The sequence below is a fragment of the Polaromonas sp. SP1 genome (genome assembly GCF_003711205.1).
Classification (GTDB): Bacteria; Pseudomonadota; Gammaproteobacteria; order Burkholderiales; family Burkholderiaceae_C; genus Polaromonas.
The window spans coordinates 2,689,079-2,703,793 of record NZ_CP031013.1 but is presented as its reverse complement, the minus strand read 5'-3'; the positions used below and the strand labels follow the sequence as shown (position 1 = coordinate 2,703,793).

Annotated in this window: 14 protein-coding genes; 5 read left to right on the top strand and 9 right to left on the bottom strand. The window is 63.6% G+C overall.

Annotated elements, in window-relative coordinates; all coding sequences use genetic code 11:
* The first annotated feature begins 68 nt into the window (after positions 1-68).
* Positions 69-1,808 (top strand): DEAD/DEAH box helicase, encoded by a 1,740-nt coding sequence (locus DT070_RS12780; protein ID WP_240642547.1) that lies wholly within the window; start codon positions 69-71, stop codon positions 1,806-1,808.
* Complete coding sequence (locus DT070_RS12775; protein ID WP_228778502.1) at positions 1,750-2,385, top strand: NAD(P)H-binding protein; 636 nt, start codon at positions 1,750-1,752, stop codon at positions 2,383-2,385. The genes DT070_RS12780 and DT070_RS12775 overlap by 59 nt, the downstream gene beginning before the upstream one ends.
* Positions 2,386-2,395: 10 nt before the next feature.
* Here the strand turns inward: DT070_RS12775 and DT070_RS12770 are convergent, their stop codons facing one another.
* The 9 genes from DT070_RS12770 to DT070_RS12725 all read right to left on the bottom strand — a co-directional run bounded on the left by DT070_RS12770 (position 2,396) and on the right by DT070_RS12725 (position 10,904).
* On the bottom strand, positions 2,396-3,145 hold the full coding sequence (locus DT070_RS12770; protein ID WP_122955743.1) for a FadR/GntR family transcriptional regulator: 750 nt from the start codon (positions 3,143-3,145) through the stop codon (positions 2,396-2,398).
* Between the two features lie 9 nt (positions 3,146-3,154).
* Positions 3,155-3,538 (bottom strand): hypothetical protein, encoded by a 384-nt coding sequence (locus DT070_RS12765; RefSeq protein WP_122955742.1) that lies wholly within the window; start codon positions 3,536-3,538, stop codon positions 3,155-3,157.
* A 37-nt stretch (positions 3,539-3,575) separates the two neighbouring features.
* Positions 3,576-4,622 (bottom strand): L-idonate 5-dehydrogenase, encoded by a 1,047-nt coding sequence (locus DT070_RS12760; protein ID WP_122957386.1) that lies wholly within the window; start codon positions 4,620-4,622, stop codon positions 3,576-3,578.
* Positions 4,623-4,657: 35 nt separating this feature from the next.
* Positions 4,658-5,425, bottom strand: coding sequence for a glucose 1-dehydrogenase (locus DT070_RS12755; protein ID WP_122955741.1), 768 nt, complete (start codon positions 5,423-5,425; stop codon positions 4,658-4,660).
* 8 nt (positions 5,426-5,433) lie between these two features.
* Positions 5,434-6,504 carry an ABC transporter ATP-binding protein gene (locus tag DT070_RS12750; RefSeq protein WP_122955740.1) on the bottom strand — a complete coding sequence of 357 codons (1,071 nt, stop codon included), beginning with the start codon at positions 6,502-6,504 and terminating at the stop codon, positions 5,434-5,436.
* A gap of 122 nt (positions 6,505-6,626) precedes the next feature.
* Positions 6,627-7,478 (bottom strand): carbohydrate ABC transporter permease, encoded by an 852-nt coding sequence (locus tag DT070_RS12740; RefSeq protein WP_122955739.1) that lies wholly within the window; start codon positions 7,476-7,478, stop codon positions 6,627-6,629.
* The gene (locus DT070_RS12735; protein WP_122955738.1) at positions 7,475-8,347 is read right to left on the bottom strand and encodes a carbohydrate ABC transporter permease; all 873 of its coding nucleotides are present in this window, start codon (positions 8,345-8,347) and stop codon (positions 7,475-7,477) included. Before DT070_RS12735 ends, DT070_RS12740 begins: the two co-directional genes overlap by 4 nt.
* A gap of 74 nt (positions 8,348-8,421) precedes the next feature.
* The gene (locus DT070_RS12730; RefSeq protein WP_122955737.1) at positions 8,422-9,798 is read right to left on the bottom strand and encodes an ABC transporter substrate-binding protein; all 1,377 of its coding nucleotides are present in this window, start codon (positions 9,796-9,798) and stop codon (positions 8,422-8,424) included.
* A gap of 143 nt (positions 9,799-9,941) precedes the next feature.
* Positions 9,942-10,904, bottom strand: a complete 963-nt coding sequence (locus tag DT070_RS12725; RefSeq protein ID WP_369973868.1) for a 2-hydroxyacid dehydrogenase — start codon at positions 10,902-10,904, stop codon at positions 9,942-9,944.
* A gap of 88 nt (positions 10,905-10,992) precedes the next feature.
* On the opposite strand from DT070_RS12725, the gene DT070_RS12720 reads away from it, so the two are divergent.
* The 3 genes from DT070_RS12720 (at position 10,993) to DT070_RS12710 (ending at position 14,688) form a co-directional block, all read left to right on the top strand.
* On the top strand, positions 10,993-12,732 hold the full coding sequence (locus DT070_RS12720; RefSeq protein WP_122955735.1) for an IlvD/Edd family dehydratase: 1,740 nt from the start codon (positions 10,993-10,995) through the stop codon (positions 12,730-12,732).
* Between the two features lie 145 nt (positions 12,733-12,877).
* A complete protein-coding gene (locus DT070_RS12715; RefSeq protein WP_122955734.1) occupies positions 12,878-13,810 on the top strand; it encodes a sugar kinase in 933 nt (310 codons plus the stop codon).
* Positions 13,807-14,688 (top strand): 2-dehydro-3-deoxygalactonokinase, encoded by an 882-nt coding sequence (locus DT070_RS12710; protein ID WP_122955733.1) that lies wholly within the window; start codon positions 13,807-13,809, stop codon positions 14,686-14,688. The genes DT070_RS12715 and DT070_RS12710 overlap by 4 nt, the downstream gene beginning before the upstream one ends.
* Positions 14,689-14,715 lie beyond the last annotated feature (27 nt).

Here is a 14,715-nt window from a genome sequence, read left to right as displayed (position 1 = left end):
GACTGGCGGGTTGCCTTCAATCAAGGCGCCCAACAGGCCGATCTAAAGCGCCCAAGCGGCGCACCATCATGACATTTGAAGAATTGAATTTGGCTCCGGCCATTCTTAAGGCCGTGCTTGAGCAGGGCTACGACACTCCCACCCCCATCCAGGCCCAGGCCATCCCCGCCGTACTCAAGGGCATTGACCTGCTGGGCGGCGCCCAGACCGGCACCGGCAAGACCGCAGCCTTCACGCTGCCCCTGCTGCAGCGTCTTTCCACTGAAGCGCGCCTGACAAACCGCCGCGGCGTCAACGCCGTGCGCGCCCTCATCATGACCCCCACCCGCGAACTCGCGGCGCAGGTCGAAGAAAGCGTCCGCACCTACGGCAAATACACCGACCTCACTTCCATGGTGATGTTCGGCGGCGTCGGCATGGGCTCCCAGATTGAAAAACTGCGCCGCGGCGTGGACATCCTGGTCGCCACCCCCGGCCGCCTGCTGGACCACGCGAGCCAGGGCACGCTGGACCTGAGCCAGGTCCAGATACTGGTGCTGGACGAAGCCGACCGCATGCTGGACATGGGCTTCATCCACGACATCAAGAAGGTGCTGGCCCTGGTGCCAAAGCAGAAGCAATCGCTGCTGTTCAGCGCGACTTTCAGCGACGAAATCCGCGAACTGGCCAACGGCCTGCTGAAGAACCCCGAATCGATCCAGGTCACACCGCGCAACACCACGGTGCAGCGCATCACGCAGACCATCCACCCCGTGGGCCGCAGCAAAAAGAAAGCGCTGCTGACCCACATCATCAACGAACACAACTGGAGCCAGGTGCTGGTGTTCACCCGCACCAAGTTCGGCGCCAACAACGTGGCCGAGCACCTGACCAAAAACGGCATCCCCGCGATGGCGCTGCACGGCAACAAGAGCCAGACTGCACGCACCCAGGCACTGGCCGACTTCAAAAGCGGCACCATCCGCGCGCTGGTGGCCACCGACATCGCTGCCCGCGGCATCGACATCGACGAACTGCCGCACGTGGTGAATTACGAAATCCCGAATGTCAGCGAAGACTATGTGCACCGCATCGGCCGCACCGGCCGCGCGGGCAACAGCGGCGAAGCCGTCAGCCTGGTTTGCCTGGATGAAGAAGGCTTCATGCAGGACATCGAACGCTTCACCAAGCAGAACATCGAAAAAGTTACCGTCCCCGGTTTTGAAGCCGAACCCGGTGAGCGCGCCGAGCCCCTTGCCATGGGCCGCCAGACCATCTGGGGCGGCCTGGGCAAGCCCCCGAGCCGCGACGTGATGCAGGCAGCGGCCAAGGCCGCCCGCACCGAGATGATGCAGCGCATCCGCGACACCAAGGGCGCACAGCCCGCGCGTGGCGCAGGTGGCGGTAACGGCGGTGGCAATGGCGGCGCCCGCGGGCGCGGCCCGGCCGGTGGCGGCAACGGTGGCGGTGGCGGCAATGGCGGCGGCAGCGGACGCGGTCCCCGTACGCCCAACCCAGGCCAGCCACGCCAGAATTCCGGTTATTCGCAGAACGGCCAGCCGCCACGGCAAGCCCAGGCGCCGCGCCACCGCGACGACCAGCAGCCCCGCGCACCCCGCAACGAGTCCAGGGAGCCACGCAATGACTTCGACAACCAGCAACCCGCCAGCCATGCCTCCTCAGGCTTCCCCTCCTCCGGCCAGCCCACAGGCGGCAACCGGGGCAACTACCGCGGCAACCGCTCCGGTGGCGGCGGCTCGGGTGGCGCTGGTGGCCGGGGCAACGGGCCTCGTCGGCCGGGCGGTCCTGGCCCGTTTACTGGCCGATAAAAGCTATTCGGCGGTCCACTGCGTGGGCCGCCGCACACCGGCCCAGCGGGATGCCCGGCTGACCGTGCACCTGGCCGGCTCCTTCGCCGACTTCAAGGCGCCGCCCGTGGACGATGTCTTTATCGCCCTTGGCACAACCATCAAGACCGCGGGCAGCCGTGAGGCATTCAGGGCGGTGGATTTTGATGCCGTGCTGGCCGTCGCCCGCAGCGCCCGCATCGCCGGCGCCACGCGCCTTGGCCTGGTCAGCGCCATGGGCGCGGACGCCCATTCCGCCCTCTTCTACACCCGGGTCAAAGGCGAAGCCGAAGAGGCGCTTTCTCACCTGGGGTTTTCCACGCTGGTGGTGGTGCGCCCTTCATTCCTTTCAGGCGAACGGGAATCCCTGGGCCAGCCGCCGCGCGCCGGGGAAAAACTGGCGCTGGGCGTCAGCAGGCTGCTCGGCGGCCTGATACCGGCCAACTACCAGTCGATTTCGGCAGAACGCGTCGCGCAAACGCTGGTGGAAGAAATGGCGGTCCGCCACGGCCATCACGTGATCCTGTCCGGCGAGATGCAGCGCCGGGAGGCGCTTTAAGCAATCGCGATCAGGCAGCCTTGAGCTGCTTGGCCGGCTCGCTCAGTTTCGGCAACCGCCGCCGCGAGCCGAGCACCAGTTCGATATCCTCGCGCGCGCCGTCAATCAAGACCAGAATCGCTTTTTCGGCCTTGACCGGATTGCGGGCAATCACCGCGTCAAGCACCGCCCGGTGCAGCGGCAACGAGCGCTTGGGGCCGTCCTTGCGGCTGGTGGAGATTTCAAAACTGGTACGCAGCAAGGCGCTCAACGCCTTGTTCATCTGGATCAGCATGCGGTTGTGCGCCGCGCGCAGCAGTCCCTGGTGAAAGCGCAGGTCGTAGGTGACGTAATCGCCGCCGCCTTCCACTGCCCGCTTCATGCCCGCATAAGCATCCTCGATTTCAGCGATCTCTTCGGCCGTAGCCCGTTCGGCCGCCATGCGCACGGCAGCGGGCTCTACCAGGCGCCGCAACTCCAGCAGGTCGCGCAAAAATTCGGGCGTGATGCCGGCCTTGGCCTTCCAGGCGATGACGTCGGGATCAAACCAGTTCCAGTGCTCCTCTGTCAACACGCGCGTGCCCACCTTGGGGCCGGTGGTGACCAGGCCTTTGGCGATCAGCGACTTGACCGCTTCGCGCACCACGGTGCGGCTCACGCCCAATTCCTCGCAGAGCACCGGTTCCGGCGGCATGGACATGCCGGCGGCATAACGGCCAGCGACGATGGCTTCCCCAATATGGTCAACCGTGTTGCCGTGGACGTTTTTCATGGTGGCCATGGCGCGCTTTCAGCCTCGCACAAACAGCGTGACCAGCGGATCCGGCCCCACCTGGCGGCTCCAGTGGCCGTGCAAGGCCGGATCAAAAGTGGCGCCGGCCGGCAGCACGTCGGCCGAATAAAAATGCTGGCCCGGCTTGAAAACACGGGAGACGCCGCCCTGCAGGCCAATTTCCATTTCACCGCCCAGGATGAACACCCACTGCGGATTCGGCGTGCAATGGAACTGGCTGCGAAAGCCCACCGGGCTGTGCCGCAGCTGGTAGCCGCCCGAGGCGAACAACTCCGACAGCATGCTCTGCGGCGAGCCCTCACCCAGCGCGATCTCTTCCTCCCGGAATTTCGCGCGGCCGTCGGTATCGGTGTAAAGAATGACTTTGGAAAAAACGGTCACAAGGGACTCCGGTTATTGAAAGGGAGAATCAGCTGCATCATGAGGCTTCGCCGCCAAAGGCAATTTGCACCTTCATGGATTGGCGTTTGTCGCCGGCGAGTGTAAAGGCATGCGCAGCCTGGTCGAAGGCGACGATGTCGGTGATGACAGGCCGGCCATCGATCAGCCGCTGGTTCAGGAATACCACCGCCACCGAAAACTCGGAATGAAAACGGAAGGTGCCGCGCAGCTCAAGCTCCTTGGCGACCAGGGTGTTGAGCGGCAGCGCAACATTGCCGCCCAGGCCCACCGTCACGATAATGCCGCGCGGCGCCACCACGTCCAGGCCGGCGACCAGGGCTTTTTCGTTGCCCGATGCTTCGAACATTACGTCGAACTGCCCCTTGCCCGCGGCAAACGCCGCCAGGCCGTCGGGCTCCTGCGCCAGGTTGATGGTCTGGTCTGCTCCCATTTGTTTGGCGCAGGCCAGCGGCAAATCGGCAATATCGGCGGCGACGATGCGGGCCGCACCCGCCCGGCGCAGGCCGGCGATCAGCAAGGCGCCAATGGGGCCGCAGCCGGTGACCAGCACCTGTTTGCCGAACACCGAGCCGGCGCGCGCGATGGCGTGCAGGCCCACCGACAAGGGTTCGGCCAGCGCGGCCTCGGACAGCGGCAGGCCATCAGCCACGGGATGCGCCTGCGCCGCATCGATGACCAGGGTCTCGCGAAAAGCGCCCTGTATGTGCGGAAAGCGCATCGCACTGCCGTAAAACCGCATGTCCATGCAGTGGTTCTGCAGGCCTTGCTGGCAAAAGCGGCAAACACCGCAAGGCCGAGACGGCGAAATCGCGATGCGCTGGCCAGCGCGAATACCGTTGACCTCGCTGCCCACGGCCTCCACCACGCCCGACACCTCATGGCCCAGCACCATGGGCTCCTTGATGCGCACCGTGCCGAAGCCGCCGTGCTGAAAGTAGTGCAGGTCTGAGCCGCAAATACCCCCGAAGGCCACCCGCACCCGCAACTGCTGCGGGCCCAGGCGTTCGACATCCAGGGCGTCAAGGCGCAAATCGAGTGGCGCATGACAAACCAGTCCACGCATGATGTTCTCCTTGTTGCGCAGGTCCAGCGGCGGCTTCACAGAGTCGCCGTCACCCCGCCATCGACATATAAAACATGGCCATTGACAAAACTGGAGGCATCGCTGGCCAGGAACACGGCCGCGCCGGCCAGCTCGGCTACATCGCCCCAGCGCCTGCTCGGCGTGCGTCCCGTCAACCAGGCGCTGAACTGCTCGTCCGCCACCAGTTTTTCGGTCAATTCGGTCTTGAAGTAACCCGGGCCCAGGCCGTTGACCTGGATGCCGTAAGGCCCCCAGTCAATCGCCATTCCCTTGGTGAGCATCTTCACCGCGCCTTTGCTGGCCATATAGGGGGCAATGTTGGGGCGCCCCAGCTCACTCTGCACCGAGCAGATGTTGATGATCTTTCCCCTGCGGCGTTCAATCATTTTCCGCGCGACGGCCTGCCCGGTGAAAAAAACGCTGTCGACATTGGTGCGCATGAGCTCGTGCCAGTCTTGCGCGGGAAAATCCTGCAAGGCCATGCGGCGCTGCATGCCGGCGTTGTTGACGAGGATGTCGATGCTGCCGAGTGTTGACTCAATGTCCTCGACAGCTGCCTGCACTGCAGTTGCGTCGGTGACGTCAAAGCAGCGGGTGTGGACTGTGAGACCTTCTGCCCGCAATACACCGGCCGCCTGCTCAAGCCGCACCTTTTCACGGCCGTTGAGCACCAGGGCGGCGCCCGCTTGCCCCAGGCCGCGCGCCAGTGCAAAACCAATGCCGCCCGAAGAGCCCGTCACCAGCGCCAGACGCCCGTCGAGCCTGAAAGTATCCACAACCATGGGCGGCCTCAATCCAGCCGTGCGCCGCTGGCATCGTCAAACACATGGGTTTTTCCGGCCGCGATTTCCAGGTGGACGATGTCGTCGGGGCGCACCGCCGTGCGGCCGTGCATCACCACGATCACCTTTGCACCGCCCACGTCGAGCAGCAGTTCGGTCTCGGCCCCGGTGGGCTCCACCACAATGACCTTGGCCGGAATGCCCTGCCCCGTCGCCGACAAGGACAAGTCGCCGGGGCGCACGCCGTAGTGCACCGGCTGGCCGTCCTTCGCCTGCGCAATCGCACCGATCGGCCACTGGTGCCCCTGTGCTTCAACCCAGGCCTTGCCACCGTCCTGCCGCAAGGTGCCCTTGAAAACATTCATGGCCGGCGAGCCGATGAACTGCGCCACAAACAGGTTGCCGGGCCGGTCAAACAGTTCCAGCGGTGTGCCGATCTGTTCGATGATGCCGTCGTGCATCACCACAATGCGGTCGGCCATGGTCATGGCCTCGATCTGGTCGTGCGTGACGTAGACCGTGGTGGTTTTCAGGCGCTGATGCAGGGCCTTGATTTCGGCGCGCATGGCCACGCGCAGCTTGGCGTCCAGGTTGGACAGAGGCTCGTCGAACAGGAAGACTTTGGGGTCACGCACAATGGCCCGCCCCATGGCCACGCGCTGGCGCTGCCCGCCCGAAAGTTCACGCGGGAAGCGGTCCAGCAGCGGGTCCAGGTTCAGGATGCGGGCGGCGTCGCCCACGCGCTTGTCGGTGAGCTCGGCGGGCGCCTTGCGCAGCTTCAGGCTGAAGGCCATGTTGTCGCGCACCGTCATGTGCGGATAAAGCGCATAGCTCTGGAACACCATCGCAATGTCTCGGTCCTTGGAATCCAGGTCGTTGATGACCTTGCCGTCGATCGACATTTCGCCGCCGCTGATTTCCTCGAGCCCGGCGAGCATGCGCAGCAAGGTGGACTTGCCGCAGCCTGAAGGCCCCACCAGCACGACGAACTCGCCGTCCGAGATGTCAAAACTGATGCCGTGAATGATCTTGACCTTGCCGAAGGCCTTCTCAATATTGCGAAACGATACAGAAGCCATGAGATTCCCGTTATTTCCTGATAAAGACCGAACCCCAGCCGGCGCCGGGCCGCCCCAAGCCGGCTGCGGCCCCCTCAGGGGGCAGCGCATTACACGAAGTGACAAGCGTGGGGGCCATATTTTTAGCTCTTGACGGCGCCGGCCGTCAGGCCCGACACCATGTAGCGCTTGAATGCGTAATAGATTGCCGCCGGAGGCAGCGCGTAAATCAGGCCGGTGGTCATCAGCAGTTCCCACGGTGAATCGTCAGCCGCCAGGAAGTTGCCCAGCGCCACGGCCAGGGTCACGCTGGTGTCCTTGGAGAGCAGCAGGAAGGCATAGAGGTACTCGTTCCAGGCCAGCAGCAAGGCATACGTGCCGACCGCCACCAGCGAAGGCACCATCAGCGGCAGGTAGACCAGCCTGAACAGTTGCATGGCTGTCGCGCCGTCCATGCGGGCCGCTTCGTCCAGCTCATAAGGCAGCTTGTCGGAAGCCTGCTTGAGCACCCAGATGCAGTAAGGCGAAGCGATGGTCACCATGGCCAGGATTAAGGACCACTGGTGGTTCAGCATGCCGTAGTTACCCATGGTCTTGTACATGGGAACGGCCAGGAAAGCGGCCGGAATGAAATAGGTAAAGAGCGCCAGGTTCATCACCGTGCGGCCGCCGCGTACCTTGAGGCGGCTGATGGCAAATGCGGCCGTGGTGGACACCACCAGCGTCAGCACGCCTACCGACAGCGCGATCACCAGCGAATTGCCCAATTGCACCCAGAAGTGGTCGAGGTAGAAATGCTTTTGCCAGAACACCGTCTCGAAGTTGTCGAGCGTGGGCTTTTTGGGCCACAGCCGGCCGGTAGTCGCTTCGTTCCGCGGTGAAATCGCGAACAGCACCATGTGGTAAATCGGGATCAATGTCCACAGCAGGACCGGGATGCCGATCAACAGCAGCCGGGCTTCGCGGCTCACCGTGCGCAGTGTGATCCGGCTCATTTGGACAACCTTTTCATCATGAAATACACCAGCGGCAATACCAGCGGCAAGGCCACGACGATGGACGCCAGCGACAGGTCCACCTGGTCCAGCCGCAAATAGCGGATCCCCAGCGTGGCCAGCACATGTGTCAGGTCGGCAGGCCCGCCGCCCGTTAGCAGGTAGACACTGTTGAAGTCGCCCAGGGTCCAGATCATCGACAGGATGGTTGAGGTTAGATAGAGCGAGCGCATCGACGGCCAGGTGATGAAGCGGAACTTCTGCCAGATGGTCGCGCCGTCCACGGATGCGGCCTCGTATTGCTCGGCGGGGATTGCCATGCGCCCGGCCAGCAGGATCAGCGTCCAGAACGGCAGCGACTTCCAGATATGGGCCAGCATGGAGAAAGACAGGGCGAGTGTCGGGTCATTGAGCCAGTTGGGCCCATCAACGCCTGTCATCTTGAAAATCAGGGTGTTGATGACGCCCCACTCGGGATTGAGCATGAAGCGCATCGACAAAATGGTCGGAATGGAAGGCACCGCCCATGGGAGGATAAAAACCACCGACAGCGCCTTGATCCACCAGCGCGTGTTCAGGAAAAAGCCCGACAGAAACAGCGCGATCACCATCTTGACGTTGACCGCCACGACGATGAACACCACCGTGTTGATCAGCGTGCGGAAAAAAATCGGGTCGGCAAACAGCCTGACGTAACTTTCCGGGTGCCGCGCCAGCCACAGGCCGTAGCCCACGGGGTAGATGACGAACACCACAAAAATCAGCAAATAGGGAACGACCAGCGCGAGCCCCCACTTCTCCCACGAAGTCATGGCGGCGCGCTCGGCACGCACGGAAGGACCGGGTTGGTCAATGGTTGCAGTGCTCATGCTTTGCTTTGTTGACGCGCGCCGCCCGTCCGGGATTGCGACTGGCGGCGCGGCTTTCTTCAGTCAGTACTCGCTCAATTCGCCACGGTCTTGATACGGGCGATCATTTCGTCAACCGCCTTGTCCACCGGGATCTTTTCATTGATCACGCGGTTAGCCGCCTTGGCCCAGACGTTCTCGTTGTTCAGGATGGTGAACTTGTAGTTCTTGGTGAACTCGAAGTTGACGGTTCCGGCGGTGAACTGGTTGTAGACCGACTGCCTGTGCGCATCGGCTTTCCAGAACGGACGTTGCTGCCCGGCCTTGGTGACCGGGAACCAGCGGCCCAGCGAGCCTTCCACATAAGGCGTGAGGTTTTCCTCCTGCAGCAGGAAGGCGACGAACTCCTTGGCGCGCGCCTTGTTCTTGGCCTGGCTGAACACCACGCCGGTTTTAACCGCTGCGCGGTAAACCATCTTGCCGCCGTCGGGTTTGTTCGGGAAACCGGCCGTGCGAATGCGCTCGGTGTAGTTCTTCCTGGCCGTTTCGCGCTCTTCCGGCTTCAGGGCCTGATTGTTCATGTCGTCCAGCCATTTGGCGGGAAGCGAAATCGTCGCGTTGTGGGTCAGGACGGTCGTCTTGTTGTGAAAGGCGACGTTGTTGTCCGGGTCTTTCCAGCTGGTGGAAGACGGTGGCGAGCAACCCTTCACATACGGCTGGGTGTAGTCCGTCAGCGCGCCGATGAGGCCCGCACGCACCTGCGGATCATCGACCAGCAGCTTGCCGCTGTCGTTCACCAGTTTGACGTTGTAGGCGTCCATGAAGGTCAGGAAGGAATAGAACGCGTCGCTGGAATCCACGCCCAAAGGCTGGCCGATGCCGAAAGTGCGGTTGCCGGTTTTCTGCCGATGGGCCGGCTGCACCTTGTCGCACCAGAAGGACCAGTAGTCTTTCCAGCCGGTCGGGATGTCGGACTCCTTGAAACCGGCCTCGTTCAGCATGTCCACCCAGTACTGGATGTGCATGGTCTGCTGCTTGATCGGAAACGCGTAATAGGCACGCGTCTTGGCCGCGTCGTTGTACAGGAAAGCGGTTTCCACCGTGTTCGGCGCAAAGCGGGCGCGCATCGGATTGATGACGCTGCTCAGGTCTTCAAGCTTGCCGTCGAAAGCCCACTTGCCGGTTACCTGGAAGTCATAGACGTCCGCATAGGCCACGTCGGGCGGATTGCCGGAGTCGAGCGCCGCAACGGTTTTCGGAATCATGTCCTGCACGGGATACTGCGACAGGTCGATCTTCACGCCCTTGTGTTTTTCCTCGTACTTTTTGATCGCGGCAAACAGCGCGTCGTCTTCGGCTTTGTAAAAGCCCTTGACCCACCAGACGGTGAGTTTTTCCTGCGCGGCGGCCTGCCCGGTCGCTATGAGGCCTGCCGCGACCATCGCGGCGGCCAGGATTGTCTTGAGTCTCATTTGGCTTGTCTCCTCTACGGGTTGATTGTTGAACTGGCACAAACTCGGAGTCCGCGTTCCTTAACGCGTTGTTATCATATGATGATTAAATTTCAGGCTTTCTATGGAAAACCCGAAGCGCAAAGGCCTGAATCCGCCCCGATTCAATGCCATTCCGGCACCGGCGTAAAGAGGGGCTGACCGGCGAAATGGGCCCGCAAATTGTTCACCGCCAGGTTGGCCATGGCATGGCGCGTTTGCACGGTGGCGCTGGCCATATGCGGCGTCAGCACGACGTTGTCCATGGACCACAAGGCCTCGGCCGGATGCGGCTCCTGCTCAAACACATCCAGCGCCGCACCGGCGATCACCCCTTGCTGCAACGCATCAACCAGCGCCGCTTCATCCACCACCGAGCCTCGCGCGACGTTGATGAGGTAGCCCGAAGAGCCCAGGGCCTTGAAGACATCGGCATTGATCAAATGGCGTGTGCCGGCGCCGCCGGGCGTGATCACGACCAGGAAATCCACCTGCGCGGCCAGCGCCTGTGCCGAGGGGTAAAAGGTGTAAGCAAGCTCCGCCTTGGCGTTGCGGGCGGTATAGGCGACCGACATGCCGAAGGCTTCGGCCCGGTCGGCAATGGCCTGGCCGATACGGCCCAGCCCGACGATGCCCAGGCGCGCGCCGGAAACTTTGCGCGCCAGCGGCATGGGGCCCTCCTTGGCCCAACGCCCGGCGCGCACATAGCGGTCAGCCAGCGGGATGCGGCGGGCCACAGACAGCATGAGCCCGATGGCCAGGTCCGCCACCTCGTCATTCAGAACACCGGGCGTGTGCGTCACGGGGATTCGCCGCTCCAGTGCCGCGGCCACATCCACGCCGTCATAGCCCACACCCATGATGGAAACGACCTCCAGCGCCGGCAACTGGTCCATCAGCGCGCGCGGCACTTTGGACTCCCCGCCCCCGGCGATGCCGCGAATCAGCGGAGCCACTTTGGCAAACGCCGCCGGGTCGCTTTCATGGAGCCGGTCATGGACTTCAAAAGTGGCCTGGAGCGGCTCCATCAAAAACGGCGGGAGCCTGGCAACGGCAAGGATGTGGGGGCGCGGCGGCTGGCTGGACAAGGGCAACTCCTGGGGTCATGGTTTTCACTGAGATATTGATTCCAATGGTATGACGATAATATGTTTGAAGAATTAAGGACTTTCCCGCATGAGCACACCTCCCAAGAAGAAACCCGCCCATGAGCTCCGCAGCCAGCAATGGTTCGGCCGCCAGGACCGTGACGGCTTTGCCTACCGCAGCTGGGTCAAGGGCAAGGGCGTTCCGCACGACCAGTTCGACGGCCGGCCGGTCATCGGCATCTGCAACACCTTCAGCGAACTGACGCCCTGCAACTCGCATTTCCGCACGATTGCCGAGCAGGTCAAGATAGGCGTTTACGAAGCGGGCGGCTTCCCGCTCGAGTTCCCGGTGATGTCGCTGGGCGAAACCCTGTTGCGCCCGACAGCCATGCTCTACCGCAACCTCGCCAGCATGGATGTAGAAGAAAGCATTCGCGGCAACCCTATCGACGGCGTAGTGCTGCTGATGGGCTGCGACAAAACCACACCGGCCCTGGTGATGGGCGCATCGAGCGTCGACCTGCCCACGGTGGGCGTCAGCGGCGGACCCATGCTGAGCGGCAAATGGCGCGGCCAGGAGCTGGGCTCGGGCACCGGCGTGTGGAGCATGAGTGAGCAGGTGCGCGCGGGCACGTTAAAACTGCAGGACTTTTTTGAAGCCGAAAGCTGCATGCACCGCAGCCACGGCCACTGCATGACCATGGGCACGGCTTCAACGATGGCCAGCATGGTCGAAGCGCTGGGTATAGGCCTGCCCGGCAACGCGGCTTATCCTGCGGTGGACGGGCGGCGCAATGTGTTGGCTCGCATGGCCGGCCGCCGCGCCGTCGAGATGGTGCATGAAGACCTCACGCTGTCAAAAATCCTCACACGCGAAGCCTTCGAGAACGCCATCAAGACACTGGCCGCAATCGGCGGCTCCACCAACGCCGTCATTCACCTGATTGCCATCGCCGGGCGCATCGGCGTTAAGCTGAACGTGGACGACTTTGATCGGCTGGCGAGCGAACTACCCTGCCTCGTCAACCTGCAACCCTCAGGCAAATACCTGATGGAAGACTTCTGCTACGCCGGCGGCTTGCCGGTGGTCATGAAAGAAATTGCGCAGCACCTGCATACCGGCGCCATCACCGCCAACGGCAAAACCATTGGCGAGAACATCGCCGATGCGGAGAACTACAACACCGATGTGATCAAGCCGCTCAGCGCGCCGTTCAAGGACAAGGCCGGCATCGCCGTGCTGCGCGGAAACCTCTCGCCGCGCGGCGCCGTCATCAAGCCCAGCGCTGCCACGCCCGCACTCATGGTGCACAAGGGCCGGGCCGTGGTGTTTGAAACCATTGAAGACTTCCACGCGCGCATCGACGACGAAAACCTGGACATCGACGAAAACTGCGTGATGGTGCTGAAGAATTGCGGGCCCAAAGGCTACCCCGGCATGGCCGAAGTCGGCAACATGCCGCTGCCGCCCAAGGTGCTGCGAAAAGGCATCACCGACATGGTGCGCATCAGCGACGCGCGCATGAGCGGCACCGCTTACGGCACCGTGGTGCTGCACACCGCACCTGAAGCGGCGGCTGGCGGCCCCCTGGCGCTGGTGCAAAACGGCGACATCATTGAACTCGATGTGCCTAATCGCCGCCTGCACCTGCATGTGAGCGACGAGGAGCTGGCCAAACGCATGGCCGGCTGGACGGCGCCGCAGCCGCCGTTGTCGTCGGGCTACTGGAAGCTTTACATCGACCACGTGCTGCAGGCCGACGAAGGTGCGGACCTGGATTTTCTGGTGGGCAAACGCGGCTCTTTTGTGCCGCGCGACAACCACTGAGCCGGATATGCCGGGGTACAGCCCGGGTACGAAGCCCCGCCCCGGCGGGGGGTACCATTGAGGGCTTGAGGCGCGGCGTGTTTTCCCTGGTTTTCCTCTTTCGGAAAGGCCCACGCCGGGACGCCCGAAGCAGCCAGGAAATCCAATGCAAGCCAGAAAATTCGATGTCGTCGCACTTGGCGAAGCCATGGTGGAGTTCAACCAGACCGCCGCCGGCCAACCCAACTACCTGCAAGGCTTCGGCGGCGACACCAGCAATGCCGTGATCGCCGCCGCGCGCGCCGGCGCCAGCACCGCCTACCTGACACGCCTGGGCGGCGACACCTTCGGCCAGGCGCTGATGGCCTTGTGGGCCGCCGAAGACGTCTCTACGGCAGCCGTGCAACAAGACCCGGAAGCCAGCACCGGCCTTTACTTCGTCACGCACGGCCCCAAAGGGCACGAGTTCAGCTACCTGCGCGCAGGCTCCGCGGCCAGCCGCATGACCCCCGCCTGGCTGCAACAAGCCGGTGCGGCAGATGCCGTGCGCCAGGCCAAGGTCCTGCACGTATCGGGTATTTCACTGGCCATTTCCGCCGGCGCCTGCGACACCGCTTTTGCCGCGATGAAGCTGGCCAAAGAAGCCGGCACCCTGGTGTCTTTTGATTCCAACCTGCGGCTCAAGCTCTGGCCGCTGGACCGGGCCCTGGCCTGCACCCGCCATGCAATTTCACTGTGCGACATTTTCCTGCCCAGCCTGGAGGACATCACCGCCCTCAACGGCATGACGGACCCTGACGAAGTGGTGGACTGGGGCCATGCCCTGGGCGCCAAAACCGTCGTGCTCAAGCTCGGCGGCGACGGCGCGCTGGTCAGTGACGGCACCCGGCGCGAACGCGTGCCGGTGCACCGCGTCAAATTGGTTGACGCCACCGGCGCCGGCGACTGCTTTTGCGGCAACCTGCTGGCCCGCATCGCCAAAGGCGACACGGTGTTTGACGCCACGCGCTATGCCAATGCGGCGGCCGCCCTCACCGTGCAGGGCTACGGCGCCGTGGCGCCGCTGCCGCGTCCCGAGCAGGTCAGGGCCTTGCTGTGAGCCGCATCGTTGCGGTTGACTGGGGAACGTCTTCCCTGCGAGGTGCGCTGCTGGGCAGCGATGGTGCGGTGCTGGAAGAGCGCTCTTTTGCGCGCGGCATTCTCACGGTGCCCGCAGGTGGGTTTCCCGAAGCTTTCCAGGCGTGCTTTGGCGACTGGATGACGCCCGGCACGCTGTGCCTGATTTCGGGGATGGCCGGCAGCAAGCAAGGCTGGCGCGAGGCTCCCTACTGCGCCTGCCCGGCGGGCTTTGACGCCATTGCGGCCCAGCTGGAATGGGTGGAAGCGGGCCGCATTGCCATCGTGCCCGGCCTCAGCATTGAGCGCGGCGGCGTGCCCGACGTGATGCGCGGCGAGGAAACCCAGATCTTTGGCGCCCTGCAGTTGCTGGGCCTGGACAGCGCCCGCCTGGTGCTGCCCGGCACGCACAGCAAATGGGTCACCGTGACGGACGCCAGGGTCACCGATTTCTCGACCTGGATGACCGGCGAATTTTATGCCCTGCTGCGCCGGCACTCCCTGCTGGCGCGCATGATGCCCGAAGCCGACCCGGCACACGACGCAGCCGCCTTTGACCAGGGCGTGGCCCATGCGCTGGCGGGCCCGGGCCTGCTCAACACCGCCTTCAGCACCCGCACACTTTCGCTGTTCAAGCGCATGGCCGCCGAAGCCCTGCCCAGCTACCTGTCGGGCCTGGTCATCGGCGAAGAGCTCAAGTCCCAACAACTTCCGCGCGGCGAAGCCGTGGTGGTGATGGGCGCCGAAGCGCTCACCGCCCGCTACGAACAGGCGCTTGCGCAGCTCGGGGTGCCCGTGCAGCGCGTAGGCGCGGGCGCCACCTGGCGCGGTTTGCGCGCCATTGCCGATACCCTCAATTGACCTGGGCTAACCGTGCGCACCGCCGCG